Origin of the sequence: Paenibacillus antibioticophila (genome assembly GCF_000455265.1) — a bacterium.
GTDB lineage: Bacteria > Bacillota > Bacilli > Paenibacillales > Paenibacillaceae > Fontibacillus > Fontibacillus antibioticophila.
On the sequence record NZ_HG005142.1, the window covers coordinates 113,765 to 139,407 of the forward strand.

At 51.5% G+C, this 25,643-nt stretch carries 25 protein-coding genes and 1 riboswitch; of the genes, 4 read left to right on the forward strand and 21 right to left on the reverse strand.

Annotated elements, in window-relative coordinates; all coding sequences use genetic code 11:
* From TX85_RS27735 to TX85_RS20985, 12 genes are all read right to left on the reverse strand, one after another.
* On the reverse strand, positions 1-810 hold an 810-nt coding region (locus TX85_RS27735; RefSeq protein ID WP_044482145.1), incomplete at its 3' end, for a CgeB family protein.
* Positions 811-3,026: 2,216 nt separating this feature from the next.
* Positions 3,027-3,392, reverse strand: coding sequence for a hypothetical protein (locus tag TX85_RS20935; RefSeq protein WP_044481824.1), 366 nt, complete (start codon positions 3,390-3,392; stop codon positions 3,027-3,029).
* A 19-nt stretch (positions 3,393-3,411) separates the two neighbouring features.
* Entirely contained in the window at positions 3,412-3,708 is a 297-nt protein-coding gene (locus TX85_RS20940) for a hypothetical protein (protein WP_044481825.1), read from the reverse strand.
* Positions 3,705-4,058, reverse strand: a complete 354-nt coding sequence (locus TX85_RS20945) for a hypothetical protein (RefSeq protein ID WP_044481826.1) — start codon at positions 4,056-4,058, stop codon at positions 3,705-3,707. Before TX85_RS20945 ends, TX85_RS20940 begins: the two co-directional genes overlap by 4 nt.
* Positions 4,059-4,091: 33 nt before the next feature.
* The gene (locus tag TX85_RS20950) at positions 4,092-4,379 is read right to left on the reverse strand and encodes a nucleoside-diphosphate sugar epimerase (protein WP_081671834.1); all 288 of its coding nucleotides are present in this window, start codon (positions 4,377-4,379) and stop codon (positions 4,092-4,094) included.
* A 144-nt stretch (positions 4,380-4,523) separates the two neighbouring features.
* Positions 4,524-5,858, reverse strand: coding sequence for a glycosyltransferase family 2 protein (locus tag TX85_RS20955; protein WP_044481827.1), 1,335 nt, complete (start codon positions 5,856-5,858; stop codon positions 4,524-4,526).
* 34 nt (positions 5,859-5,892) lie between these two features.
* Positions 5,893-6,969: a GT-D fold domain-containing protein gene (locus tag TX85_RS20960; RefSeq protein WP_233500817.1), complete on the reverse strand. Its 1,077-nt coding sequence runs from the start codon at positions 6,967-6,969 to the stop codon at positions 5,893-5,895.
* Between the two features lie 17 nt (positions 6,970-6,986).
* Entirely contained in the window at positions 6,987-7,730 is a 744-nt protein-coding gene (locus TX85_RS20965) for a sugar phosphate nucleotidyltransferase (protein WP_044481828.1), read from the reverse strand.
* On the reverse strand, positions 7,727-8,497 hold the full coding sequence (locus TX85_RS20970) for a glycosyltransferase family 2 protein (RefSeq protein ID WP_044481829.1): 771 nt from the start codon (positions 8,495-8,497) through the stop codon (positions 7,727-7,729). Before TX85_RS20970 ends, TX85_RS20965 begins: the two co-directional genes overlap by 4 nt.
* The gene (locus TX85_RS20975; protein ID WP_148444395.1) at positions 8,497-9,558 is read right to left on the reverse strand and encodes a glycosyltransferase family 2 protein; all 1,062 of its coding nucleotides are present in this window, start codon (positions 9,556-9,558) and stop codon (positions 8,497-8,499) included. The genes TX85_RS20970 and TX85_RS20975 overlap by 1 nt, the downstream gene beginning before the upstream one ends.
* A gap of 126 nt (positions 9,559-9,684) precedes the next feature.
* On the reverse strand, positions 9,685-10,512 hold the full coding sequence (locus TX85_RS20980; RefSeq protein ID WP_044481830.1) for a glycosyltransferase family 2 protein: 828 nt from the start codon (positions 10,510-10,512) through the stop codon (positions 9,685-9,687).
* 156 nt (positions 10,513-10,668) lie between these two features.
* The gene (locus TX85_RS20985) at positions 10,669-11,820 is read right to left on the reverse strand and encodes a glycosyltransferase family 4 protein (protein WP_044481831.1); all 1,152 of its coding nucleotides are present in this window, start codon (positions 11,818-11,820) and stop codon (positions 10,669-10,671) included.
* Positions 11,821-12,096: 276 nt separating this feature from the next.
* Between TX85_RS20985 and TX85_RS20990 the strand changes: the two genes are divergently transcribed.
* A complete protein-coding gene (locus TX85_RS20990) occupies positions 12,097-13,194 on the forward strand; it encodes a YheC/YheD family endospore coat-associated protein (protein ID WP_044481832.1) in 1,098 nt (365 codons plus the stop codon).
* Between the two features lie 9 nt (positions 13,195-13,203).
* On the opposite strand, the gene TX85_RS20995 is transcribed toward TX85_RS20990, so the two are convergent.
* From TX85_RS20995 to TX85_RS21005, 3 genes are read right to left on the reverse strand one after another with little or no spacing between them, the layout of a single operon-like run.
* On the reverse strand, positions 13,204-14,016 hold the full coding sequence (locus TX85_RS20995; RefSeq protein ID WP_044481833.1) for an energy-coupling factor transporter transmembrane component T family protein: 813 nt from the start codon (positions 14,014-14,016) through the stop codon (positions 13,204-13,206).
* Positions 14,013-15,593, reverse strand: coding sequence for an ABC transporter ATP-binding protein (locus TX85_RS21000; RefSeq protein ID WP_233500818.1), 1,581 nt, complete (start codon positions 15,591-15,593; stop codon positions 14,013-14,015). The genes TX85_RS20995 and TX85_RS21000 overlap by 4 nt, the downstream gene beginning before the upstream one ends.
* A 38-nt stretch (positions 15,594-15,631) precedes the next feature.
* Positions 15,632-16,270: an ECF transporter S component gene (locus TX85_RS21005; protein ID WP_044481834.1), complete on the reverse strand. Its 639-nt coding sequence runs from the start codon at positions 16,268-16,270 to the stop codon at positions 15,632-15,634.
* A 99-nt stretch (positions 16,271-16,369) separates the two neighbouring features.
* A riboswitch (TPP riboswitch) is annotated at positions 16,370-16,481 on the reverse strand.
* A 374-nt stretch (positions 16,482-16,855) separates the two neighbouring features.
* Here TX85_RS21005 and asd point away from each other — a divergent pair.
* Positions 16,856-17,677 carry an archaetidylserine decarboxylase gene (gene asd / locus TX85_RS21010; RefSeq protein WP_044481835.1) on the forward strand — a complete coding sequence of 274 codons (822 nt, stop codon included), beginning with the start codon at positions 16,856-16,858 and terminating at the stop codon, positions 17,675-17,677.
* An 82-nt stretch (positions 17,678-17,759) separates the two neighbouring features.
* Here asd and TX85_RS21015 read toward each other — a convergent pair whose 3' ends face one another.
* Positions 17,760-18,551, reverse strand: a complete 792-nt coding sequence (locus tag TX85_RS21015; RefSeq protein ID WP_044481836.1) for a hypothetical protein — start codon at positions 18,549-18,551, stop codon at positions 17,760-17,762.
* 209 nt (positions 18,552-18,760) lie between these two features.
* Positions 18,761-19,546, reverse strand: a complete 786-nt coding sequence (locus tag TX85_RS21020; RefSeq protein ID WP_044481837.1) for a helix-turn-helix transcriptional regulator — start codon at positions 19,544-19,546, stop codon at positions 18,761-18,763.
* Between the two features lie 177 nt (positions 19,547-19,723).
* On the opposite strand from TX85_RS21020, the gene TX85_RS21025 reads away from it, so the two are divergent.
* Both TX85_RS21025 and TX85_RS27740 read left to right on the forward strand, forming a co-directional pair.
* The gene (locus tag TX85_RS21025; protein WP_044481838.1) at positions 19,724-21,022 is read left to right on the forward strand and encodes an aminotransferase class I/II-fold pyridoxal phosphate-dependent enzyme; all 1,299 of its coding nucleotides are present in this window, start codon (positions 19,724-19,726) and stop codon (positions 21,020-21,022) included.
* 99 nt (positions 21,023-21,121) lie between these two features.
* Positions 21,122-21,235 (forward strand): YjcZ family sporulation protein, encoded by a 114-nt coding sequence (locus tag TX85_RS27740; RefSeq protein ID WP_212941163.1) that lies wholly within the window; start codon positions 21,122-21,124, stop codon positions 21,233-21,235.
* A gap of 210 nt (positions 21,236-21,445) precedes the next feature.
* Here the strand turns inward: TX85_RS27740 and TX85_RS21030 are convergent, their stop codons facing one another.
* The 4 genes from TX85_RS21030 to TX85_RS27745 all read right to left on the reverse strand — a co-directional run.
* Entirely contained in the window at positions 21,446-23,242 is a 1,797-nt protein-coding gene (locus TX85_RS21030; RefSeq protein WP_044481839.1) for a family 43 glycosylhydrolase, read from the reverse strand.
* Positions 23,243-23,264: 22 nt separating this feature from the next.
* Positions 23,265-24,782 carry a glycoside hydrolase family 43 protein gene (locus TX85_RS21035; RefSeq protein ID WP_044481840.1) on the reverse strand — a complete coding sequence of 506 codons (1,518 nt, stop codon included), beginning with the start codon at positions 24,780-24,782 and terminating at the stop codon, positions 23,265-23,267.
* A 2-nt stretch (positions 24,783-24,784) separates the two neighbouring features.
* Positions 24,785-24,997, reverse strand: coding sequence for an endo-1,4-beta-xylanase (locus TX85_RS21040; RefSeq protein ID WP_044481841.1), 213 nt, complete (start codon positions 24,995-24,997; stop codon positions 24,785-24,787).
* 61 nt (positions 24,998-25,058) lie between these two features.
* The coding region (locus tag TX85_RS27745) for a carbohydrate ABC transporter permease (RefSeq protein ID WP_044481842.1) at positions 25,059-25,643 on the reverse strand (585 nt) is incomplete at its 5' end.

Genomic DNA, 25,643 nt, shown 5'->3' on the forward strand with positions numbered 1-25,643 from the left:
GTTCGCGTTATCCTGGCCCGATTCCGTAGGGCGGTGCATATTAATGACGATTTTCGCCCCGTTATAATAGATCCGGGCCTCCCCCGGTTCAACCCATCCTTCGTGAATATGGGGCCTAAGAAGCTCTTGCTGCTGAAGCCTGCTCCATAAACCACCGATAATCCGAACCCTTTTTCGCGACAGGTATGGGGCCAGCTCGTCAAACAAAGCGACCCGGTTCCAAAATCCGCTGCCAATGAAGCAGACGTCGGACTGATAAGAACGGGGCGGCTCGATGGGAGCAAATCGCTCCGAATCCGCGGCAAGAGGCAGATAGTGAACCTCGCTGCAGCCAGCTTCCCTGTAAAAAGGAACACAGGAAAGTTCGTGCGTAAATACATAATCGTAATGCCCCGCAAGCGGCAGCGATCTGTCGGTATAATAGGGATCATCCACAAACCAGACCGCGGTCCGGATGCCCCGGCTGCGAAGCAAATCGATTTGTTCGCTGTGCTCGGCGGGAAACACATGCAGGGCATTCATTACAAGCACCAGATTGGGGTTCGTTTGTTCCGCTTTCTGAAGCATTTCTTCCGGGCTAGCAACCTCCAACGCTCCAGCCAAAGCCCGCAGAGCCCCAATCATCCCCTGATCTACGGATTCAAAGCCCTGCTGAACATAAAGAATGCGAATCTCCTCCTTAGGAGGGGCTGTCACCTGGGTTTGTTCCATGACCGCCACACATCCCCCATACCGATATCCCTCGCTCCATCCTTGCCGATATATCGCTCGCCGGGCTTTTTCTTTAGCTCGTACTGTTGCTCTGTTCACGGCATTCAATCCTATCTATGGGTTAATCTCTTGACTGTATAACTATATGCGGAGGGCCATTCGCCGGAGTGGATATATACCCGTTCGCCTCGTAAATTGGCGAATGTCCCAGCTTGTCCAGAACCGCCGGCTAATGATTCTGCGTTGCTGGGGGCAACGTGTGAAGTGTGCTTACGATCGCTGTTGTTCGCGGATTTCTTTGATTGAATAAACATAGCAAGGAAGAAATCCGCTCACAAAGGCGAACACCTTCGCTTTATGCTTCCGAAGTAGCCTTCCTACAGAAAGCTTGTAACACTTCACACTTATGCCCTTATTACGCAGTTCTCTTAGTTCGACTTTATAGTGCCAGATGCACTATAGTAGCACTCACACACGACCCTTCATGCGGTAGCAAAGCACTCGAATTCATTGATATGTATATACAGGCTCGTCATCCGGCATATAAAGTGCCGGATGGCGCTGATGCACTGCAGACTTCACTGGGGCATGACCAGAATGAGGCTGATTAGGTAGGACGAGTGAAGTTCGAAGCAAGACTGGAGCTAGTGGACAAGATGATGGCGAGACAGGCGGGGGTTCGGTACAAGGCCGAAGCATCACGAGCACAATTTAATTGCTTTTCAGCACTTGTTTGGTCGTATGAGTGCCCGCTCCAGCAATTTAATTGCCTTTCAGCATTTATTTCGTGCATGAAACGCTCGCATTAGCAATCTAGTTGCTTTCCGGCACTTGTTTAACCGCATGGAGGCCCACTCCAGTAATTTAATTGCTTTCGGGCACTTGTTTCGCCGGGTGAACGTCCGCACGTGAGGCAAAGCACAACTTCCATGCACGCGATCGTTATGCACTGCGTTCATTGCTCGAGTTGCTGTGCGTGCTTAGCATATGGCTTGTGCAGTATCCTGCGTACAGTACCTGCGTGCGTTGTCATAGGCGACAAGCGTATTGCAATGCAGCTTAGGCTCAGCCATGTGCAAGCTGCATTGCAGTTGAACTCAATAAGCGCAATAGTTAGGGCAAGAGTGTGAAATGAATCTGAAAAAGCGGAGCGGTCGCCTTTGTGAGCGGATTTCCCCCTTGTGAGAACTTAGTCCGATCATGGAAATCCGCGAACAACAGCGATTGTAGGATCATTTCACACGACTGCCCTTCCTACGTGCTAACTGCGGTTCAGCCTGCTAACTGCTATTGCACAGTAAACAGTAACTGCGCATCATATCACCTTCAGCGGGTAGGTGCATAGACAACTACCCACACACGGACTAACTCCAGCAGATTCTGCAAAAATCCAACAAAGTACGTATACGCACATCTCGCATCAGCATCATGCAGATCTCAACCTGCTCAAAGCTCCCAACACGCGATGCTTCACAGCATGACGACAGTTGGCAGACCCCATGCAAATACGGGTCATACGTGTGCAGTGAAGAAAGTTACTCTAAATTTAGGTGAAATGGTGGAAATGCGGATATAGTGAAATTCTTTCGCTTAAAAGTAACTATACCGTGGATTTAACTAGATACTGGAGATCTAAGGTAATTTTTTTCACTAAAATGGAGTTCGAGCGCCGAGTGAAGAATTTAAGGTAAGAAATTTCACTGGAGTATGCCCTTGTAACCCGTGACAGGAATGAGGGTGACCAAGTGGGATGAGTAAAGCTCGGATCAAGACTGGAACACCCCGTCGGATAACGAAGTTCCGCGTTCTACACAAGGCCGAAGCAACGTACAACTGGGCGCCCACTCCAGGTGCCCAGTGTTCCATTGAGCTGGCGTAAAGTGAATCGTGCAGGCCTCCATTTGTGATGCCCAGCCTGAGGCGAGCCTAGCAGCAAGGGGTAGTTGGGAGGAGACTTGCGCGGAGTATCCTGCTTGTATGCCGCAGGGAGGCAAGTTAATAGCAGTGCAGTTATTGCTATGCTGCTTCAGAATAGCCATGTGCAACTGCATATCAGTTAAACAGCAAGGCGAAGAGCAAGGGCATAAGTGTGAAGTGTTACAAGCTTTCTGTAGGAAAGCTACTTCGGAAGCATAAAGCGTCAGCGTTCGCCTTTGTGAGCGGATTTCCCCCTTGTGAGAACTTAGTCCGATCATGGAAATCCGCGAACAACAGCGATCGTAAGCATACTTCACACGTTGCCCCTCTAACTCGCCCTCCGATGTTTAACTGCCTTATGCTTTTGCACACGGGGCGGAAGCTCTAGCTTCCCCCCTTTACTTAAATTCCTGCTGCTGGTAAGCCAATTTATGGCCATCTTCGAAGCCCTTAGCGAATCCGGAATTAAAGCCTTCCTGATAGGATTCATTATATCCCTCTTGATAGAGCGCATCCTTATCCACGTCTGCCGGCACTGGCACCGGCACCGGTACAGGAGTCGGTGCCTCAACCGGATTTCGGCGACGTCGTGCTGAACCCCGGCGTCTGGCTCCGCGGCGGACAAGCTTTCTTCTGCGCAGTGTCTTCCGCCGTCCATATGCCTTTTTCCCATGCGCTCTAAGGCGTCTGCCTTTTCGTACTGTCCGCTTTATACTGCCTTTTCTCCCTTTGCGTAATTTGGAGCGTTTCTTTTTTAGCGCCATTTCAATGGTCAGCCTCCCCTTAATTTAAACTGGATTCAATAAAAACGCCTTTATCCGGATTGATCCAAGGCGCTGAAGGGATCCCGGTATTTAGCGGGTTCAGCGTGATATTCATTAACATCGATGCCATCGCCTGCTGATACCGCGTTATCCGGTCCATGTGATTCGCTAATGTAAGAGCTGTTTCTTCAGAGTAACTCGACACATCGGCGATGCTTTCCAGAATTCGGGCCAGTGCATTTTGACTTCTCGAAATAGAAAGAATCACCTCAAGCTTGGCATCCCGTTCATTCCGGAGACTAGAGATCGGTATCATTTTTCCTTGTCCCCATCACCGAAGCCCATCCCGCCGCCAAACAAGTCCCCGAAGCCTCCCGAATCATCCCCGCTGCTATCACCCGACGACAGAAGTGAACGCAAATTGCTGCCCAGGCCGTTTGACATTTTGGTCAATCCTTCAATGATTTCCACAATCTCATCATGCACCCCGATCGGCTTCGCTAACTGGTCCTCATGATCTTCGAAGCTTTGCGCGTGTATGTGGTTCAAGCTCCAGGTTCTTACCTTTTCCGCCTCTACCGCCTTAGCCTCGAGAATCATCGCCACGTTCCATTGAATTTTGGCCATAGCGTCCAATATGTTGAGATAAGCATGTTCTCTGCTCATAACGTCACCTCCAACGGCTTCCGCTTATACGGCCTACTCATCTTCCGAACCATTTAACTCCGACATGACATGCGTCAAATTTTCTGCCATGGCATCCTGCAGATCGGCAATCGAATTCAAGTACGATACGAGGCTTTTGTTGATAGACGACGAATTTTCCATCAAACCCTCCACACCTTCGAAATTCGGACTCTGGTCGGGAAGCGCGTTGACGATTTCAGACAGCCTGACGGTAACATGGCGTTCGGCATCAATGATACGGGCCAATTGCTGATGCGAGTGCCCTATATGCATGATAATATCCGTGATTTTCTGTTCCACTTCCAGCCCTCCATTTGACCTAAGAATCAGGACGTTTTCATTCAACTACCCGAAAAAGCGCCCTGGCATTCTACTGTTTCAGCATATGCCGGGGCGCTGTTCTATGTTACGACAGGACGGGAATTCCTCCCATATTACACGCGATCAAATTTCTGCAGAATTGTACCGGATCGGCGGCAGCACAGGCCAGCCCTCCGGATATGCAGCAAGCTCCTCGGCTGTCACTGTTCTTGCCCTATTCTTTAATCCCCATGCTTCAGCGGCATACTCGGACCAAATGAGCCGTGCTGCTCCCTGATCAATCTGAAAAAGCCGGCCATCCGGAATCCGGACCACGGCTCCTTCACCGATCGGCCGATCCCCCCGCCACGCCTCCGACAATGCCCGGACCGCTTCCTCCATCTCCCACTCTCCCCCAAACGGCAATGCCCGGAGCGTCTGCTGTGATAACCTGATCGCACTTGCAGATGGATGCAATGCATGAAGATCAGTCATTTTAGCGTTCTTGATCCTGTATCTCATCCCTTGGTCAATCCAATACAAATGTCCTGCCCCACTGCTGGCAAGGATTTGAACGGGGCAGCCCTCTATCCGGGGAGGCTGATCCGTAAAGGCTTGCCCGCGCTCCTTCCTCTTCCGCTCGATCTGCCTGAGCCGTTCATGGACCTGCCCCCATTTTAAATGGAAATAAGCCTTGTTCTCCTGTTCGATTCGTTCAAAAAGCCGGGCGTCCAGACTCCTGATTGTTTCGCTGCCCAGATGATGGATGAATGAATCCCCGGCAATCACCAGCCTCCATCCAAGAAGCCTTAAACGCGCCGACCAATCATCATCCTCATAGTTGCCAATACGAAAGCCTTCATCGAAAAAGCCGATTTTCTGGACGACCTCCCGCCGCAGCAGCAGGCAAAACCCGACGAGTCGTTCCGTCTCTTTCCATTTTGTCCGGTCTAACCGGTTTCGGCTGGCTGCAAATTCCCTCATGCCTGTAAGATCTCTGTACGGAACCTCAATCTGTTGCTCCCCACCGATATAATTAGTGACCGGGCCGACGGCGCCGATGTCCGGGGAACTATGGAGGCAGGTCAGCATATTTTCAAGCCAATGCTCCGTCACGATCACGTCATTGTTAAGAATCAGCACCGTCTTCCCTTTCGCCATCATCAGTCCGGTATTAACAGCTCCGGCAAAACCCTTATTGCGCTCATGCACCGCAACCCGGATTCTGCGTCTTGTCCGCAGCGCTTCAGGCGTGCCGTCATCCGATCCGTCGTCAACAATGATCAATTCATAGGGAAAAGGGGTATTAGCTTCTATGCTGTCCAGACATTGCAGCAGCAGATCCTTCTTATTGAAAGTAGGTATAATAATGCTTGTTCCATCGAACGGCTGTTCAAAGTCCTCATAGCCCGCCGTCTTTCCTCTCTCATATCCGGCTCTGTACCCCTTATCGAATAAGGTCTGTCCGCTTCTTTTCATGCGCCCCCTCCTTGTCGATTGGCGGAGCCTTCTGCTAAGCGCCACTCTCAAGTTTATTCGCCAAATGGCCGAAATCGAACGCCGGCTTGCCTAGCCGGCTTGCAATTTCCGTGCAAATCAGCACCGCCGCAATCCCCGCCGCCACCAGCGCAATGTCAAAGGCGTAGCCTGATGCAGCACGCACAACCAACTCCGTATCATGAACACCTCTGACCGGTGTAATAAGACCGCTAATCTCAATATCATGCGGCTGCAATGCCAGCGCAAGCCCTTCTGCCCGATTGCCGACGATCAGCACCTTCCTGCCTTGAAGCAGCGGAAGCAGCAGCCCTTCTTCCTCTAAGGCGTAATTCACCGTAGAGGAAGTAAGCCGAAGGCTTGCCGGGTTCAGGCCGTAATGTCTGAAAACCGGGAGCAGCAAGCCTTGGAAGGAAGGATGCCGCGACTGCGGGACACCGATGATATCCGCCTTGCGCAATGCGTCAGCAAGTGCCTCGCGGATCGAATGTGCCGGAAGCTCTACCCCGCTATAGGGGAGGAAGGGTCCACGCTTACGCACTTCCTCCACCGGCAGAATCGTGTCATGGGCCAACGTCAAAAGCTCTCCATCTCCGAGCCGGATAACGGACAAATGAAGTTTGTCATCCATGGCATCCTGCAGCGCTCGAGCTACCTCGTGCGGAGGGAGCAGCGGGATCATCTCTTCCGGAGCGAGCTGCCGGATGCCTGAAGCGATTAAGCCTTCGACCGTCACGCCGGGCATAATCATGTTCGGCGGGAGCAAACGTGTCACGATCCCCTCTCCGCCCTCAAAGTATCCTTCTCGGTAGCCGGCTTCATAGGCATCCCGGAGTGAAGACTCCAGCATACCCGAGGAATTCTCCTGCTCTTCTCCTTCTAACGAGGGGTTCTCCGATTCCGAATCCATGATAAGGTCATGCTCTTTCTCATACAGAACCGGAGAATCCGCTTGCCCCCGCAATGTCCGGGCGGATCTGCGTCTGCCTGAACGCCTCCGATCACGGTAACCAGATTTGCGTTCACGGGAAAGCTTCGTAGAAAACCTTCTCCTTCTCCGCCTGCTCCACTTTTTGCCCGGTTTGGTCCTCATCTTCCTACCTCCCGCTGTCAAGGTTTCTTCTCGGGCCCCGTATCCTTCATTTGCTCCGCAGCAGCATGCAAGGACTCAAACGTTCCTGCATCCGTCCACCACCCATGCAAGATGTCGTATTCGAGCTTCCCCTCGCCGGCATACAAGTTATTGACGTCCGTAATCTCAAGCTCCCCCCTGCTGGACGGCTTGGTAACTGCAATGTGCTCAAATACTTTATCATCGTACATGTAGATGCCGGTGACACAGAAATCAGACTTGGGATGCTTCGGTTTTTCTTCAATATATGAAATCAATTCAGGATGATTCGGGTCAAAGACCGGAACTCCGTATCTCTCGGGATCGTCGACTCTCTTCAACAACACCCTGGCCGACCCGGCAGGCTGCTCGGCGAATTTGTCGACGAAAGGCTTCAGACTCTCAAGAAACAGGTTGTCGCCGAGCAAAACTACCAAGCGGTCGCCTGGAACAATATAGCCGCGGGCAAGCTCCAATGCTTCGGCAATCCCTCCTGCATTCTCCTGGATTCTATAAGTCAGCCTGACACCCAGATCGCTCCCGCTCCCTAAAAAGTCGGTGTATAGTCCGGCGGACTGTTTGCTGATAATCAACAAGATATCCGTAATTCCTGCCTCTTTAAGTTTTTCGATCCCGTAGCAGATCATCGGCCATTCGCCGACCGGAAGCAAATGCTTGTTAATCAGCCGGGTTAAAGGTAATAATCTTGTGCCTGTTCCTCCCGCCAAAATGACACCTTTCACGGACTCTCCTCCTTTTGAATGAACTGCCGGGGATCGGCTCCCCATTTATTCATAAACCGTTTACGGTTATTTTCAATTAAGAGCTTCCACTCCTGTGGCTGCGTTTCTCTAAAGCTCGCACTGCCCTCATGATAAATAAAGGTGTCTTTGCAAATGAGCAGTCTGAAGCCTTCCTTGACAGCCCGGTAACAATAATCGTCATCCTCATAATGGCCAGGCGAAAAATCCTCGTCCAACGGCCCTACCCTTTCGTAAACACTTCGCTTGAACATTAGACAGAAGCCGATGAGCCGCTTTACTCCCATCCATTTTGAACGATCCGTACGGTTAAATATCCTCGCAAATTCTATCCATCCATCGTCGTCCTGTCCCCCAAGGCCGGCAGCGATCTGCTGCTCTCCGCTCGCATAATTCGTTACCGGCCCGACCGCCCCGATATCCTCCGCGCTGTTTAAAGCGGTCAGAAGCTGTGAAAGCCAGTTCGGGGTAACCCTGCAGTCATTGTTCAGCAAAAGCAGCTGTTCCCCGGCGGCGACAGCCAGCCCCTTGTTGCAGGCCACCGGGAATCCCCGGTTCTCGGGCAAGGAAATCAGGATCAGCCGCTCCTTCCGGCAATATTCCTTCGTCCCGTCATTTGATCCATTATCCACAACGATAATCTCATAAGGAACATCCGTATACTTGCGGATCGATTCTATGCACTTTATCAACAGTTCTAATCCGTTATAGGTGGGAATGATAATACTTGTCATTGTCCGGTTGCTCATCACCCATTCCTCACTTTCGCCAATTGCGAACGAGAGGCAGTTTCCCAGCTCAGCTTCGTCCCTTTACGGCGTATCGCCTCGTTCAGCGCTTCCAGATGATCGCCTAAAATAAGCAAGAGCACGCTGTTCCCCGCTCCCGAATTTCCTTGCCGGAGCCTGTTGCGACTGATCACATCTGCGGAACAGGGCGCTGCTACCGCAAGCCCCTCCATGATCGCGATTGCCTGCGCCTTCGGAGGCACCAACAGCATCTCGGTCCCTACTGTCTCAAGAGCTTTTCTTGATAAAACATGAGGGACTGCGGTTAGGGAGTTGCTTCGCAAATCCGGGCGGTCGAGCGCCTGATTCAAATACAGCTTGCATCTCGTTACTTCATCCTGCCGTTCGTAAGGAGGAAGATAGCGGGAAATATCATTTAATACGACATCCGCCCCCTGTTCCTGTTCGTACAAAAAAGCGCCAAGCTCTTCGGCGGGCACCTCCATGTCACCGTCCACAAATAATATCGAATCGCCCGTCACCAAAGCGGCTCCGACGGATCGTCCAACATCATGGCCGAGCCGATCCGGAAAGTTTACCAATATAATGTTTTTACGCCATGCCACCTTGGAGAAGCTGTTATCCGTGCATCCATTCAGAACCACGATAATTTCACTCAGGGGCAAACGCTCCAGCTCATTGATCACCTTTCCAATCGTATCTTCTTCATTACAGGCGGTAATGACGGCGGAAGCCTTCGAGACCAGCGGCAGGGGTACACCGTAAATGCTCTCGTTCTCCTGCCTTGAAGCCGCATAGCCCTTCTGATAGGAAGAGCATAGAGCTAGAGCCTCAGAATATGGCGGCCGGTTTCCCGCAATATGATCAGCGAACCATTCTGTCAAAGCGCTTTGAAAATGACTTCGGGACATAGGGCCGTTAATCTTCCCATGCAATTGCAGCGACTCCGCCCCGGCTTGGGCTCCTGCTGCATAAGCGGCTGACAAATCCAGCTTCGGCCGAGGGGGCTCCGACTTTCCAGTTCTCTGCACCGGACGACGTCTGTTACGTTCTTTCCTCACCGAGCCAACTGGGTGAAGAAGCGTTCTGCCTCGCCGGGTTGTCTTTTTCCGGCCTCTGAAAACGGCAGGTTTATTGCGTCTTTTTCGTGTTCTGATGATTTTCTTGGATCTGGTCACCTTATCTGCTCACCTCACTCTTTCACGAAGCCGCCCGAGATCGGAAAATCCACCGCGGGGACCAAGCCGGTTCAAGAGCAACTGGGCCGCCTCCAAATGATCGCCAATCACGATCGCGGTCAACAAATCCCCCTTCCCCTGCTGCCTGAGCCGGGTTCTTGGACGGTTTAAGCGCCCGACATTCACGGAGTGCACAGCCTGAATCTCCAATCCGCCCAGAACGGCGGCCACCTGGGCGAGCGGCGGCTTCTCCAGCGCCTCGAAGCCTATTTTAAGTACGGCATGTCTGCTAAGCGCATGCGGTACTGCTGTTAATGAAGCTCCCTTTATATCGGGTCTGCCGAGGAAAGAATTCAATGTGTGCTTGGCACTGACGACCGGATGTGCTTCCTGACTTTGAACCGGTCCGTCATAATCGTTCAGAGCCACATCTATCCCGGATAACACTGCAGCCGTGAACGGCCGTAAATCCCTAGCTGGAACAACCATATCTCCATCGACGAACAATAATACTTCACCCTTTGCATGTCTGGCACCGATCGCCCGCGGGACATCATGTCCCAACGGGTCCTTGTATTCAAGAACAATAGCGCCAAGTCTTCTTGCTAGCCGTACGCTTCCGTCCGTACAACCGTTTGCCACGACAATAATTTCGGTCTTCGGGTGTACTCTGGCAGCTTCCCGAATCACCCCGGCAAGTGTCCGCTGTTCATTCATAACCGGAATGATGACAGATACGACCGGCTTGGGATCGCATTGAAAGAATGCTCTACTCCGTTTTACTTTTTGGAGGGGCGACCGTCTTTTCCGATGACTGAGCCGTATTCTCTTATCCATCAAGGTCCATCCTTCCAGATATTCATAATGGCTGGAATATAAGATAGCTTATGCGGCGTTTCGCCCTATGTAACGGCAAACGTACAGACTTCGCCCGATGCAAGCCCCAATTCAGCAAACAAGCGTAGATACCTTTCGAGCTAGGCTCACAGGCATTTACGCTTGTTTGGATGAAAATATGGATATAAAGCGGTCGGCGGTATGCCGCCATCTGAAGCGGCTTCGTATCGCCTCCAGCCCGGCCGTTCCCATCTGGCGGCGAAGCTTCTCATCATTCAATAGCCTTACGATCCCGTCCGCGAGCCTGCCATCAAGATGTTCCGAAGGAATCAAAAAACCTGAATGTCCATGCTCCACAACTTCAGGAATACCTCCGGCATCGGACGCAATGACGGGAATACCGGAAGCCATCGCTTCCACATTCACGAGTCCGAAAGCCTCCTCCTGACCCGAAGGAACAACTACAACATCCGCCAGATTGTACCAGTCCGCTACGCGGGGATAGGGCGTAAACGGTTGAAAAATGACGTGATCCGGCCAAGAGGACGCAAGCCCCTTCAGATGCCTGACGTAACTTGTCTCGCCGGGTCTGCTGTAAAAGGCGCTGCCGACAACGACGAACAGAACGTCAGGATGGGTTCGGGCGACATGGGGAACCGTCTTTAGCAGAGCATGCACCCCTTTTTCTGGAATCAGCCTGCCGACGAAGAGGACGATTTTGCGTCCGCTCCATCCGTATTCCGCCATTCTCCCCTGGCGAAGACCTTCGCCAACCGGGGTCCAACGGGGCAGGAAATCTTCAAGACTCGCACCGAGATGATTTACATACATAGGCAGCGACAATCCCGGATAACGGTACTGGACCTCCCGGCGCAAATAATCGCTGTTTACGCTAATTCCGTCAAGCGCGCGCAGCTTACTTATCATAAGGGAACGCGAAGGATTACGGCTTTTGATAAAAGTTGTTGAATGCAGCGACAAAATCACTCTGACGCCTGGAAGATTCTGTTTGATCAGGTAAGCCAGCGCCGGCCGATTATGCACATCAACCGCCTCAGGCTGCCATGATTTGAGATGGGAGAGAATCGACGGATAATATGCGGCTCCTTCCGCTACCCTGATGCACGGAACATCGCCGATCTTTTCCCGTGCATTCATATGTTCGCCTCTCTTGCCGAAGACCGTGATATCCAGCCGATCCGATGCAAGCGGGACAATTTTTTCAATAACTCTTTCTACCGAACTGCTTCTACCCGAAGGAATAATAAAGGAGCCCGGTGTCACGACAGCGATTCTGGGTCGGTTCACAACCTCTTCCCTCCTAGCCAGCCATTCATGCTCTTATCAGTAGTTATACGAGGGAGCTTTTTCTTTGGTGACTATTTAGGAGGCAATTCCAAATACTAACCCGTCCTCATCCATATCCTCTGTGCTGAGAACTTGACTCTTATGAACTTGGCTATAAATCAGGCTGTTAACCTCCCTCATCCGTCCATGCTGAGCCGGGGATAATCACATACTGTGAAGAGAAGGGAACAGGGCGGGCGCATGACAATGACGTACCGTAAAAAAGGAGGGAGCGCCATGCCACCCGATTATGTCGGTATCCTGCTAAATGCCAGAACACACCGGGGAGCGGAAAGAGGCAGAACCGGACAGGAAGCTCTGCCCTTCTATGAAGAAGCTGCCGCCCTTTACGATCTGAAACCTTGTTATCTGTGTCTGGACAATATCCATCCCGATTCCGGTAAAAGTCTCGTTTATCTGAAAGAGAAAGACAGACTCAGAAAAGTGGTCATTGAAACTCCGGGAGTCATTCATAATCGCGCGATCTATAAAGCCCCTTCCGCATTGCGAAAAATTCGCATCCTTCAAGAGCAGGGAACCATCATCTACAACCACAACAACCGTTATGGCAAAGATGAGATTCATCGTCTGCTGGCGGAGCATCCCCTGCTGTCGCATCACTTGCCTGCTTCTTTACAAGCTACGTCGGGCAATATAGAACTGATGATGGAGCGTTATAACGACCTGCTGCTCAAACCGGCAAGCGCTTCGGTCGGACGCGGAATTATGCGTCTCAAGCTGGATAACCGGGGATGGAGCCTGCTCTACAAGGCCCGCCGGACGGCGGATCTTTGGAAGGTGCTTCGCCTTGACAAGCGAGGGACACTGCCCGCCTGGGTAAAGCGAAGAGTCACGCAAATTCCATATTTGATTCAGGAGAGGCTGCCGCTGGCTGAAATAGACGGCCGCCCCCTGGATGTCCGTGTAACTGTTCAACGGGGTCTGAGCGGAGATTGGGCGGTTACAGGACTGTATGCCAAAGTTTCCGCTCCGGGAAGATTCCTCTCCAATCTTGCTCAGGGAGGCAGCGCTTTTCCCGCCGAGCTGTTACTCCGGCGCATATTTCCGCCTTTCACAACAGCTCGCGCCCTGACGGACAGCCTGGATCTGGCCCTTAGGGCCGCAGCTTACCTGTCCGGCCGTCTGCCCTTGCTCGCCGACCTTGGCATGGATATCGGAATTACGAATAACGGGCAGGTATATCTTATTGAATGCAACGGCAGAGATCAGCGTTACGGCTTTCGGAAAGCCGGAATGAACGAAGTATGGTTCGATACGTACCGACAACCTATGGCTTTTGCACGTTATTTGCTGCAGCATTCAGGATCCTGCTAACTCCGTCAATCAAGTATTGGCGGAATATCTTACATCCGTGATATGAAATAGCGGGAGACCATCGCTTAGAGCCAGGGCTGCAATAACCGCTGCTATGAAGATCGCCGCTGCCAGCGGATCATAACGCGAGAAGCGCGATGGGTAATAGTAGGTTCTACGGCCATTCCCGTCGAAAGCCTTCGCCTCCATCGCGACCGCCACGCGGTGGGCTCTTCGGATACTTTGGGACAGCAGCGGGACCGCGTACATCTTGATTCCGGCAATCCATCCCCGCGGCCCCTTCAAACTTCGCGCCCCCCGAATACGGAGCGCATTCCGCCTGATCAGGAATTCCTCCCAAACCATCGGCAGCAGTCGGATGGAGGCCATAAAGCTGTACGCATATTTGGGAGGAAGCTTTATTTTCTGCATCAAGGCGTAGAACATATCTACAGAAGATGTTGTAAGAACGAACAGCAGCCCTTCGGACGCAATGGTCACCGATTTAAATCCAATATGAATTCCGCGATAGAAGCTCTCCTCCGTAATTCGGAATAATCCCCATTCCCACCACAGCACATCCCCTTTACCGAACAGGATCATTGTCGAAGAGGAGGATATAAATACCAGGCCGAAAGACAGCACAAGCAGGAGCACCTTCCAGAAGGAGTATCCGCTTTGCCAGAACAACAGCAGCGTAAATAGCACCGCCTGGTAGAACATAAAATCAGTCCTGTGCGTAAATAAGGCCACAAAAAAGAGCCCGATGACGAACAGTAGTTTAAGCACCGGATTAGCCCGGTGCATCCATGTGATTGCGGAGGGAGCCAGCCATGTATTCATAGCATTGCCTCCGCCATGCCGGCTTCGCATATATGATGCGGGAGCCGGGTTCCCCGGTCCGTGTACCCATAATCGGTCAGGGTTCCTTCTCTGACTTCCCATCGGCGGGTAGCTACCGCTTCCGCGATCTGTTCCTCGTGAGTCACCATCACAATCGCCACTCCACTGCGCCGAAGATCCTCGCACAAGTTCAAAATGGCAAACGTGTTCACAGCATCCTGTCCGAACGTCGGCTCATCAAGCAACAACACCGGTCTCTTCAGGACGGCCGCGCCCGCCACGCTCAATCTCCGCTTCTGTCCAAGCGATAATTGGTACGGATGTCGCTGCTCCAGTCCGGCAAGACCAAATTGGTCCAACGCATGATCCACCCGCTGCCTGATCTCTTCGGGAGATATTCCCTCTTCCCTTAAAGAAAATCCGATCTCCTGATCCACCCGGTTCTCGACAAACTGAAACTCGGGATTTTGAAAGACGAATCCGATTCTCTTCGACAGCGATTGGACTTGCCGTTTTCGAAGCCTTTTCCCCCCGAACCGTTCCCCCAGCAGAAGATAACTACCTTCAGAGGGGAGCAGTCCCATTAGCGCAAGCAGAAGCGAGCTTTTTCCGGCTCCGTTCGGCCCCGTAACCGCAATAAAATCTCCAGCGTACACCTCGGCCCGCTCGACTTGAATGACTTTCTGGTGCCCGCGAAAGCCCCGGAACTCGGAGAGTTCGATAATAGGCCGGTCCAACCGTTCGGCTGAAGGCAGGAAAGGGCCTGAACCTGGCTGAATACTCTCGCCCTGTTCTATTTGACTGCCTGCCGAAAACCGAAAATGACTCCAGACGCCAGGATGCCAGATCCCGTACTCCCCCAGCTCCTTTCGGCAGCGGACAAACAATTCCTCGGGAGCGCCTTGGCCCAGAAGCTGTCCGCTTGGCCCGAACAAAGCTACTCGATCCACAAGCCCCAAATCAAGCAATTCTTCGATTCGATGTTCGACGATAATGAGCGTCCTGTCCTCTGCAACCTCAGAAACCGCCTCCCAGATCTGTCTTCTTCCCTCGGGATCCAGCAGGGCGGAAGGCTCGTCAAGCAGCAGCACGTCGGGATCCATCAGCAGAATGGAGGCCAGCGCCAACCGCTGCTTCATGCCCTGGGACAATGTCCCGATCGGAAGGTGAATTTCCTTCAAATCGAGCCCTACTTTTCTCAGCACATCGTGCATCCTGGGCAGCATTTCTTCCCTTGCCACCCCCCGGTTTTCCAATACGAAAGCCAACTCTTCATCCACATAAGGCATACAAAACTGTGCATCCGGGTCCTGGAACAGCATTCCCCAGGAAGCAGGAAGCACTTGCCCCGAGCATCTCATAGGCACCTCCACAAGTCCCGGAACGATGCCTCCAAGCACTTGGAGCAGCGTCGATTTCCCGCTGCCGCTTGGTCCTAATACAAGCAGCTTCTCCCCTCGTTTCACCGAAAAGGAGAGGTCTTTGAAAACAAAAGCTTCCCCTTCGGGAAATTTAAGCCGTAAATCCCAAACCGCAGCGGCCGGTGAGACGGTATCGCCGGTTGCTTCAGCATGCAAGTTCGAAGATATGGCTTCACAATGCAATCCACCCATCTTTAATCTTCCAAAGCCGCATAATCTCGTTCTGATACCGGCCGGAGCAGAGAGGTGACTCCGGTGGCCTCCACCGCCTTGGCCAGCGCAAAGGCCAGGTAACCGGCGATCAGAGCTGAACTGACTGCCCGCATGCCGTACTTGGCGATTAATAGCCAGGTTTGGGTGTCGCCGACATAACCGTAGTAAATATCGGGAATCAACGATCCGGCAGCAGCACCAACACCCGCCAAGGCCGCCACGGAGCCTGAAAATTTACGATACCGGAACAACGCAAATACCAGCTCCGCCCCAAGCCCTTGCAGTACGCTATACAGCACGAGTTGAATTCCCCATTCACTGCCAAACAGAATTTCCACATGTGCTGCAGCAACCTCAGCAAGCAGAGCGACTCCCGGCTTACGAATCAGTAAAAAGACCAGCGTTGGAGCAATAAACCACATCCCGTACACCAGTTCATCCGCCTGAAAAAACAAGGGGGAGAACAACTTGTATACCGAGCTCCAAAAGTGATAGACCACTCCAAGGACGACGGAGATCAATACCGTTACCAGAATATCACTCAGCTTCAGCCCCTTGCCTCCTCTGCTGTTTGGAGCGAGAAGGCTCCCTCCGCTTCTTGAATTTCTTTGTTCATTCATCCATGATCTCTCCTTCTTTTGATATTTCGGGATACGCAAAAAAACCGGCTGAATATGCTCAGACGGCTGTAAATTGGCCTGCCTATACAACAAAAGTGCATGACAAGACGACAGATTCTCTACGCTGGCATTATCCAGATCAGATTAACGGTTCGCAGCGGATTATGCTGCTATCTCAGCCTGATTCACTCAAGCTCCCGTATCCCGTATTCAATTGACACTACTATACTCCAAAACCTTCCAGAGACACAAGCAAAAAATATAGACAATATAAGTTGAACTATAAATCTGAGTAGAAAGGGCATAAGTGTGAAGTGTTAAAAGCTTTCTGTAAGAAAGCTGCTTCGGAAGCATAAAGCGTAAGCGTTCGCCTTTGTGAGTGGATTTCTACCGTATAACATCTTAGTTCAATTCAAGAAATCCGCGAACAACAGCGATCGTAAGCATACTTCACACGTTGCCCCCAAGACGTAATATTCAATAGTTCAACTTATATCTATATTGATTTCGTTCTTATTCTGTGTCAATATTAGCGGAAGTGAGAGCAGGAGGATGCCTGTTCAACTTATGTTAGGAGGATATACATTGGCTGTGAACTGGATGAAGTGGATGACTGAACTGTCTTCCCGAAAATGGATTTCTAACTTAATGGGGCGATTCTCCCATTCAGGGATGAGCCGGCATCTGATTCCCTGGTTTGCCAAATCTTACGGTATTCCGCTGCATGAGGCAGAGAAGGAAGTGCGTGAATACCAGACATTGAATGAGTTTTTCACGCGAAGACTGAAGGCGGGCATGAGAACGCTTCAATTATCGGAGCACGGGTTAATTAGTCCGGTCGATGCAAAAATCACCTACATGGGGGAGATTTCTGCAGGGACGATGCTTAATGTGAAGGGGCAGGATTACAGCGTATCCGAGCTGCTTAATCATTCGCCAAGATTACCGGCTTACGAGCATGGATATGCGTTCGTCCTATACCTTAGCCCAACTGATTATCACCGAATTCATGCACCCGTATCGGGAACACTGCTCGAGAAGGAACATATTCGCGGTAAGGTTTATCCTGTTAATGAGTTCGGAATGCGTCATATGAACAAGGTATTGAGCCGGAACGAGCGGCTGATTACCTATATTCGACATTCTTTAGGTGAGCTTGCCTTGATCAAGGTCGGTGCTATGAACGTCAGCAGTATCCGTTATAGCGACGACAAGGCCGTCTCCTGGAATCAGGGCGACGACCTTGCTTATTTCGAGTTTGGCTCCACCGTTGTGCTTCTTACCCAGAATGGAACGTTTCAACCTGATCCTTCGCTAAAAGAAGGCCAGAAGGTTCAAATGGGGCAATCCTTGGGAGCTTTCCTGGTTCCTTCAATTAACATCGACGTTGCCGACGTCAACAGCTAAGGAGATAGAGCCGTCTTTACCCATGCGGCTCTTATTTAAGCTGCTGGACACTTCCCCCAGTCCCACTTCTGTATCTACACTGCTATCCACAGTATCCGCAAGGGTGGCATGAATACTCCCCCAGTGCAACGTTTACGGCAAGCTTGCCTTTGTTCTCGAGGGACTGGACATCCAATTCGACGCTTCCTGTCGAGACATTAATCTCCGATGCCCCTGCAATTCCAGCCGAGACGAGGTCAACATTCCCCACCTCATTTTTTAATTCGAACGCCCCTGTCAATCCGGTCAACTCGATATTCCCGACGTTATTGGATACCTTGTAGGAGCTTATAGCTGTCGGCAACTCGATCTTATAATCCACCCCGAATCCATTGTTCTTATATTTAGACTTTGCCCAGTCCCACAAGTCTTTCCGTTCGTCGTCCCTGGCATGAACCCGGATGCGTGCTTGTGTTCCCTCTGCCTGTATTGAGACTGCAGCCTGTTCCAAAACCTTCTCCAGGTTCTTGCTGACTAACTTGCTGTTCAGATCGTAAATTCGGGCAGATACCCGAATTTGGTCGTCCGCGCTTGCGGCGATCTCAATATTGCCTATTTCGTGGTCGATAATCATCCCGCTGAATTTTCCTACAGGTGAAGAGGCTTCCAGTACAAGGCTATCTGAATCATTTCCCAGCGTGGTCAATTCCTTTCCCTCTTCTACCGCTCGGGCTACGGCTTGCGCAGCTGTATTCACGGCTTCCTTTGTACCGCCTCCAATGACTCCGTCTACCGACTCCTCCACGGATTTACACCCGGACAGCAGCATGAACGATAATACGGTCACCCCTGTGACTAAAGCCACCTGGCTAAAGCTCGACCTTTTCTTATTCATAAATAATGTTCCTCCTTGATTGTAAGCCCAGTTAACAGGTGAAGTGTCCTTTGACCGCTGTTGTAATTTTTCTCAATATTCTATTTCAGTATAGATTTTTGAAGTCGAATTAAATACCACCCTCAGACTGGTATTCTACTGGACCAAAGTCGAGTACAAAAAAACGGACATGGCATTGAGGGCCTGTCCGCTTAAGCATGATCTCACATTCAGCGAATTTCTGAGGGACTTTTTCCGGTGTATTGCTTGAATTGTCTGCTAAAAAAGAAAATATCACGGTAGCCAAGCGCATCGGCTACCTCAGTCACATTCATTCCAGCGTGAAGCAGCAAATGCTGAGCGCGGTCAATTCTCGATTTGATAATGTAAGACTGCACGGATTGTCCGATAATTTCTTTGAACTTGATGGAGAAATATCTTGGAGATAACCCGGCGCGTGCCGCCAAATCCTCTACTTTATGATTCAGACTGGGCCGCTGCAGTACATAATTGGCAATTTCCTGAATAACTTCATTCAACTGGTTGCTTACCTTTTTTTCCTGGGGAACTCCGCGCTCCTCGCGGAGCAGGTGAATGAGCATTTGCTTCAGCAGAAGTCTCGCCTCCTCTTCAGCCCCGTAGGCCTTCACAAGGAACAGGCGGACATAGCGGGAGAGCATATATTCAAAATCCAGCCGATCCTCCAGCTTGCGGTAAGAGACTGGAACTTCCTCCGCCGGCTCACTGACATCGAAATGGATGTACGTCAATACGAGCGGGCGCTGAGGGTTGTGGGTCGCACTGGTGTGATCGCCCTTGCGGAACAAAAAACAGCTTCCGGGGCCGACTTCAATCGGGTGGTCGTTCAATACGACAGTGCCTTCTCCACTCCACACATAGAACAAGTCGTAGTTCTGCAGAGGCTTCTCGCGCTTATGCCATTTCCAACCGGGCTCGCACACAATTTTGGCAAAGGCCGGCTTCAAAATGAACGAGGACGGTGATAAATGTAGCATCGTTTAGCCTCCTTAAATCTTGATATTTTTCTAATTATACTCCGAAATGATCATTTCATAAATATCCTCATTCATCTATGATTTGACCGTGACGTTTCATAGGGCAGATGATATAATGTTAGGCAATTATAAAAGGGAATCGCCCATTACAACCGATCGGAAGGATGAATAAAGAAAATGAATCCACTTGCAGAGCAACTGAATGAATCTCTGAAATCCGGCAACATTCATGTGTATGACATGCTGTCCGAGCTGGGCCGGGAGATTTATTTCCCGAAGGAAGGCATCTTGAGCCAATCCGCCGAAGCAGCGGCAGGCGCTAAAAAGTTCAATGCAACCATTGGCATCGCGACCGAAAATGGCGTCCCCATGCATTTACCTGCCATTCAGGACTCCTTATCTGCCTACAAACCGCAGGACCTTTATCCTTATGCTCCTCCAGCAGGCAAGCCGGAGCTCCGCAAGGTATGGCGGGAGAAGATGCTTGCCGAGAATCCGGCGATGGCGGACAAAGCCTTCGGCAATCCGATTGCGACCAATGCGCTGACCCACGGCCTGAGCATTGTTGCCGATTTGTTTGTGGATGAAGGCGATGCAGTTATTTACCCTGACAAGAACTGGGAAAATTATGAGCTGACCTTCGGAATCCGTCGTCATGGCGCCATTGTCAATTATCCATTATTCACAGAGGATATGCGATTCAACAGCCAGGGATTGCGGGAATCGCTGCTGGCCCAGAAGGATAAGGGCAAGGCTGTCGTGATTCTCAACTTCCCGAATAATCCGACAGGCTACACGCCGGGGGTATCGGAAGGAGAAGAAATCGTCTCTGCGATTCTGGAAGCTGCCGAGGCCGGCATTAATGTTGTAGTAGCCACCGATGATGCTTACTTCGGGTTGTTCTTCGAAGATTCCATGCACGAATCCCTGTTTGGCAAATTGGCCGGGTTACATCCACGGATCTTACCGATTAAAGTGGATGGTGCGACTAAAGAAGAATACGTGTGGGGCTTCCGTGTCGGCTTCATCACCTATGCCTCTGAGGATGCCGGTGTTCTGGCCGCGCTTGAGCAAAAGACTACCGGCATTATCCGGGCCACGATTTCAAGCGGAGCCCACCCTTCCCAGACCTTTGTGCTTGAAGCTCTGAAGTCTCCGGATTTCCAGGCTCAGAAGGATGCCAAGTTCAAGATCATGAAGGGACGTGCCAATAAGGTCAAGGCCTTGCTGGACAGCGGAAAATACGGAGACGCATGGGGTTATTATCCGTTTAACTCGGGATACTTTATGTGCCTGAAGCTTAAAGATGTAAACGCAGACCAGCTGCGTCTTCACCTGATTCGCGAATATGAGGTCGGAACAATTGCGCTGGGAGATACCGATTTGCGGATAGCCTTCTCCTGTATCGCGGAGGAAAACCTGGAAGAGCTGTTTGATCTTATTCATCGCGGCGTTCAGGACTTGCAGAACAGTTAATTTTACAAATGGACCGTTATACCCGCCCAAGCATCCCCCTGAATACGCTCATAGAATACTGTGTATTATCGATCTATTCTTAGAGAAAGGGGAATGAGCATGAGCGGAGTAGAAGAAGTAAGAGGCGGATATGGCGGTCTGTGGACCAGCACTGGTGTAATTCTTGTTCTTTTCATCCTGCTGGTTATTATCAGCCGGACTTTCTTCATCTAAGGGATCGGTTTCAAGTCTTTAATCGAGCAGGAGGCTGCCCATTAGTTGAGCAGCCGACCTCTCACACCACCGTACGTACCTTTCGGTATATGGCGGTTCAACCGCTTGTGAGTAATTAACGCAGACGCTCGTACTGGACAGGGGAGTCATAATCCCCTGCCTGTACGAGCCTTTCGTTTGTTACACTGTTTTACATAGAGCCAGAAAGATTCATGGCACCAGCACGTTCAGAAATACGGACGCAAGCTCAGGATTCAAATCCTGCTCTTCAGTCAGGCCTAGCATCGGCTCACCGTCGATGTCGAAATGTACGCGGCGGAGACCCGAGCAACGGGGTTGGCCAATGCCAGGGCGAGCGTGGTACACGCTCCAAATCGTTCCGTCCTCATCCTTCACGTAAGAGTTATGTCCCGGCCCATACTCCCCCGGTACGCTTCCGGAAGCGAGCAGCGGGTAATTGCCCTTGGTCCAACTGTTCGGGTCAAGCAAATTCGCATCAGAATCAGCGCTGAGCAGTCCAACGCAATACGTCGCATCGACCAGCGCTCCGGAAATCGTCACGAAGATATTCCGGTCTGTAGTGAGCGCGAAGGGCCCCTCTTCCACGAACGTTTGATTGTTCGCCCAGCCGTAATCGGGCTTGGACAGCAGGACGGGCGCCGACTTCAGCTTCCACGGTTCCCGCACATCCGCCTCAGCGATATAGATCCACGAGCCCAGATCATGCGGCACCAATTCCCTTTGCGCCCAAAGCACATATAGACGGCCCTTCCGCTCCAATACGGTCATATCCAGCGTAATGCCGGTTAAACAAAGCGGACTCCCGTCGCGCCGGACGACCCGGACCGGAGTATCCCAGTCCCCGGCAGCCGTTGGATTTCCGCCCTTCTTCAGCCGCATTACATGCGATTGAATGTCGCCGAATTCGCCGCTGCTGCCGGCAAGAAAAATATACAGATCGCCGCCGATGCCATGAAGTTCGGGCGCCCACAGAAATCGCTTTAGATGATCATGCATTTCGGTATCCAAGATTTTGGTCTCTTCCGCCGCGACCAGCCCGGATATGGAATCCGCCTCTCGGATCGATATCGAATGGTTGCCGTCGGCGTCATTTGTGGCGACAAAATAATACGTGCCTTCCCACTGCGCAATGCAAGGGTCGGCACGGTTCATCGCAATCGGAAACGCAAAGCGATCCTGCCGAATGCTTCCCGATATGCGATAAGCTCCGGGACGGCTCCAGTCGATTCCGGCCGCATCCCACTCGACCGGCTTAACAGCGGTTGTGCCGTCACTGTATATAGCCGTCACCTTGACGGCTTGTAACTGTTCTGCGGACGAAACGGCTACACGCTCCGGCAACTCATTACGTACATGGACCGGCACCGTGAGCTTATGAATCAGCCTCTGGGCCACGCTCCGCGATACGTGTATCACATTGCGCGGCACTACTCCTTCGATGCCGACGGGCATCGAGCTCAGCGTGAATGCTTCGCATAACCTCGGCTCCGAAGCATCGCCCGGGTGTGTCACGTCCGCCATTTCACATTGATAATACCTGTCGTCCTCTTCACGCCAACGAAGAATATACCTTCGGGACGCATGATCATATTCGCACATGACATCCTGTACATGACGCCCGCTGACTAGGTTTAGCAGGCCGATCTCCCGATACTGCAGCAAATCCGGGGAGGTGAACAGAAGCACCGAACCCTTGCTCTGCTGATCGGGAGAGCCGTCCGCCTCCGTCCGAATGGCTACAACGCCAAAGTTTCCGTCGGCCATAGAGAACAGGTACGGATTTTTCAAACTTTTGGCGGACAGGGCGCCATTCGCAAGCTCTGAGGCTTTAGCGAACAGCACCCCTGAGTTATGATTAAGCTCCCGATAACGTATCCCGTCTTCGGTGTATGCGAGATGCATGCTGTACGCGAGCTTCGGGGAATAGATTTGCGGTTCCAGCGGTTCTCTCGTATAGCAGAGAATTCCGTAAAGTTTATTTTCCATACGCTAGTTTCTCCTAATTCTACTACCTCTCGGTTTTCTCGTAACGGAAAAAGCCGAAGTCGGCATGGCCGCCGATTTGCGCGGTAGCATAATAATATAACCCGATCCGATAGCCCATAAAGTGATCCAAGGTGTAACGCATGTTAAGCACTCCGCCGATCGGCATCCATTCCGACCCGTCGACGGAATAATGAAAGGATGCCAAATCTTTGCTGTTCTCAAAATCAAAGTGAATTTTCATTTGCACATCTCTGCCGTGGAAACGTACGGTTTCCAGCTCTTTCTCTTCACCGTTTCCCCCGTTCAAGCTCATGGCAATGAACTTGTCGCCGTTCTTCGCCACCTTGACGCCAACGGTGCCGAAATGGCTTTGCAAGGCAACAAGACCCGCATGATCGCCGGGCTTCATACGGGCCGTGTCCAGCAAGACCGCCCCCATGCAAGCCGGCCCTTCCGTGCGCTGCGTCAGCGTATTGCGCGCCTGCAGGACGCCTGTCGCCAAGCTGCCCGTCGTCAGTCTCAGAAAGCCGGGGCGTTGGGTCACCGACCATAGCCGGTTATCCGGGTTATGATTCCACTGCCAATTCAGGGCAAGCCTGTCGTCCTCATAGTCGAATTCATCGCTGATCACAAGCGGCTTTGGATGCGCAGCCGGCAGTTTCGTCTCAATGGATAACGGAACTTTGCCCTCCTCTCCAAGAACGGGCCAATCATCTTTCCAGGATACAGGAACCACACAAGGAATTCTGCCGACAGCGTCATGATCCTGGAACAACACGGCGTACCAGTCGCCGTCCGGAGTATTAACGATACCCCCCTGGGCCACACCATTATTATGGTAGTCCATATCATCGTCCAGAAGAACCTTGTGTTCATATGGACCGAGAAGCTCCCTCGAACGATAACACAACTGCCGTCTTCGCCGATTGCCAACTCCCGGCCAATCGATAAAAAACAAATAATAATAGCCGTTCAGCTTGTACGCATGACAGCCTTCGATGCGCAAATTGATGCCTTCCCGCCCGCCTTCCAGCAGCAATTGATCGATTCCCCCGGATTTTATGGCCGGCGCGTCTTCCGTCAGCTCCTTAATCCGGATATCGCCGTTTCCGTAAATCACATACACGCGTCCATCGTCATCAAAGAGCAGGCTTGGATCATGGTGAAGTCCGGGAATCACCGAACGCTCCCATGGCCCATGTTCAATATCCTCCGTCCGGTATACATAGAACTGCTGCATATCGTTACTGGAGAAGCAGACATAATACCTCCCATTGTTGTAGCGAAGGCTTGCCGCCCATGAACCTTTGCCGTAGATTCCCGTTCCGTCCAGCAAACGGTGAGCATCGTTATTCTCAAAGGTATCGTACACATAATTCACGATTTCCCAGTCCCTCAAGTTCTCCGATTTCATGAGCGGACATCCGGGCATGGAATGCATGCTGGTGCTAACCATATAAAAGGTTGTACCCACCCTGATTACATCTACGTCAGGCACATCCGCCCAGATAATAGGATTCGTAATCGTGGCTGTATTCACGGTTATTTGCTCCTCCCTTCGGTTTCGGTCAGATCGATAACACGCCGGAACGCTTCTTTGGGCTCCATCTCATTTTCGGCCGTAATGCTGTTAAATTGCTTGGCAATGAATGAACCCTGGCTGGGAAGGATGCCCGTACTCACGGCAGCTCCGATATTGAATGCATCCTGGAACGCCTCCCGCAATGCCGCGGCGCCATTTAATGCTTGTGCCATAACTGTCTTCTCCCCTCAATGAAATGCCTTCTACGGAATCACAAATATTTCGGATTAAGGACTATCCCTTGATGCCGCCGAGCGTCATCCCTTGGACAAAATACCGCTGCAGGAACGGATATACCATCAGAATTGGCACACTGGCAATGATCGTCATCGTAGCCCGGATTGAGGTCGGCGTGACCATCGTTCCGCTGCCGCCTTGAGATGCCGAATAAATATCGCTGGTGGATGATGTAGCTGTTGTGGTCGAGGTTTGCAGAATCTTCATCAGCTCATATTGCAACGTACTTAAATTGATATTGGATGAATTGTACAGAAATACGTCAAACCAGGAATTCCATTGTCCTACCGCTACAAACAGCGACACCGTGGCCATAGCCGGAATGGTCAGCGGCAGCACGACACGAATAAAGGTGGTGAATTCTCCCGCCCCGTCGATCCGGGCCGATTCCAGAATCCCTTCGGGAAGGCCTTCTATAAAGGAACGGATGACGATCATGTTGAACACCCCGATTACGCCCGGAACAATATAGACCCAGAAGGAATCAATCAAGCCTATATTCCGAATAAGCAGATAACTTGGAATCAAACCGCCGCTGAAATACATGGTGAATACGAAAAAGATTGTAACAGACTTGCGGAG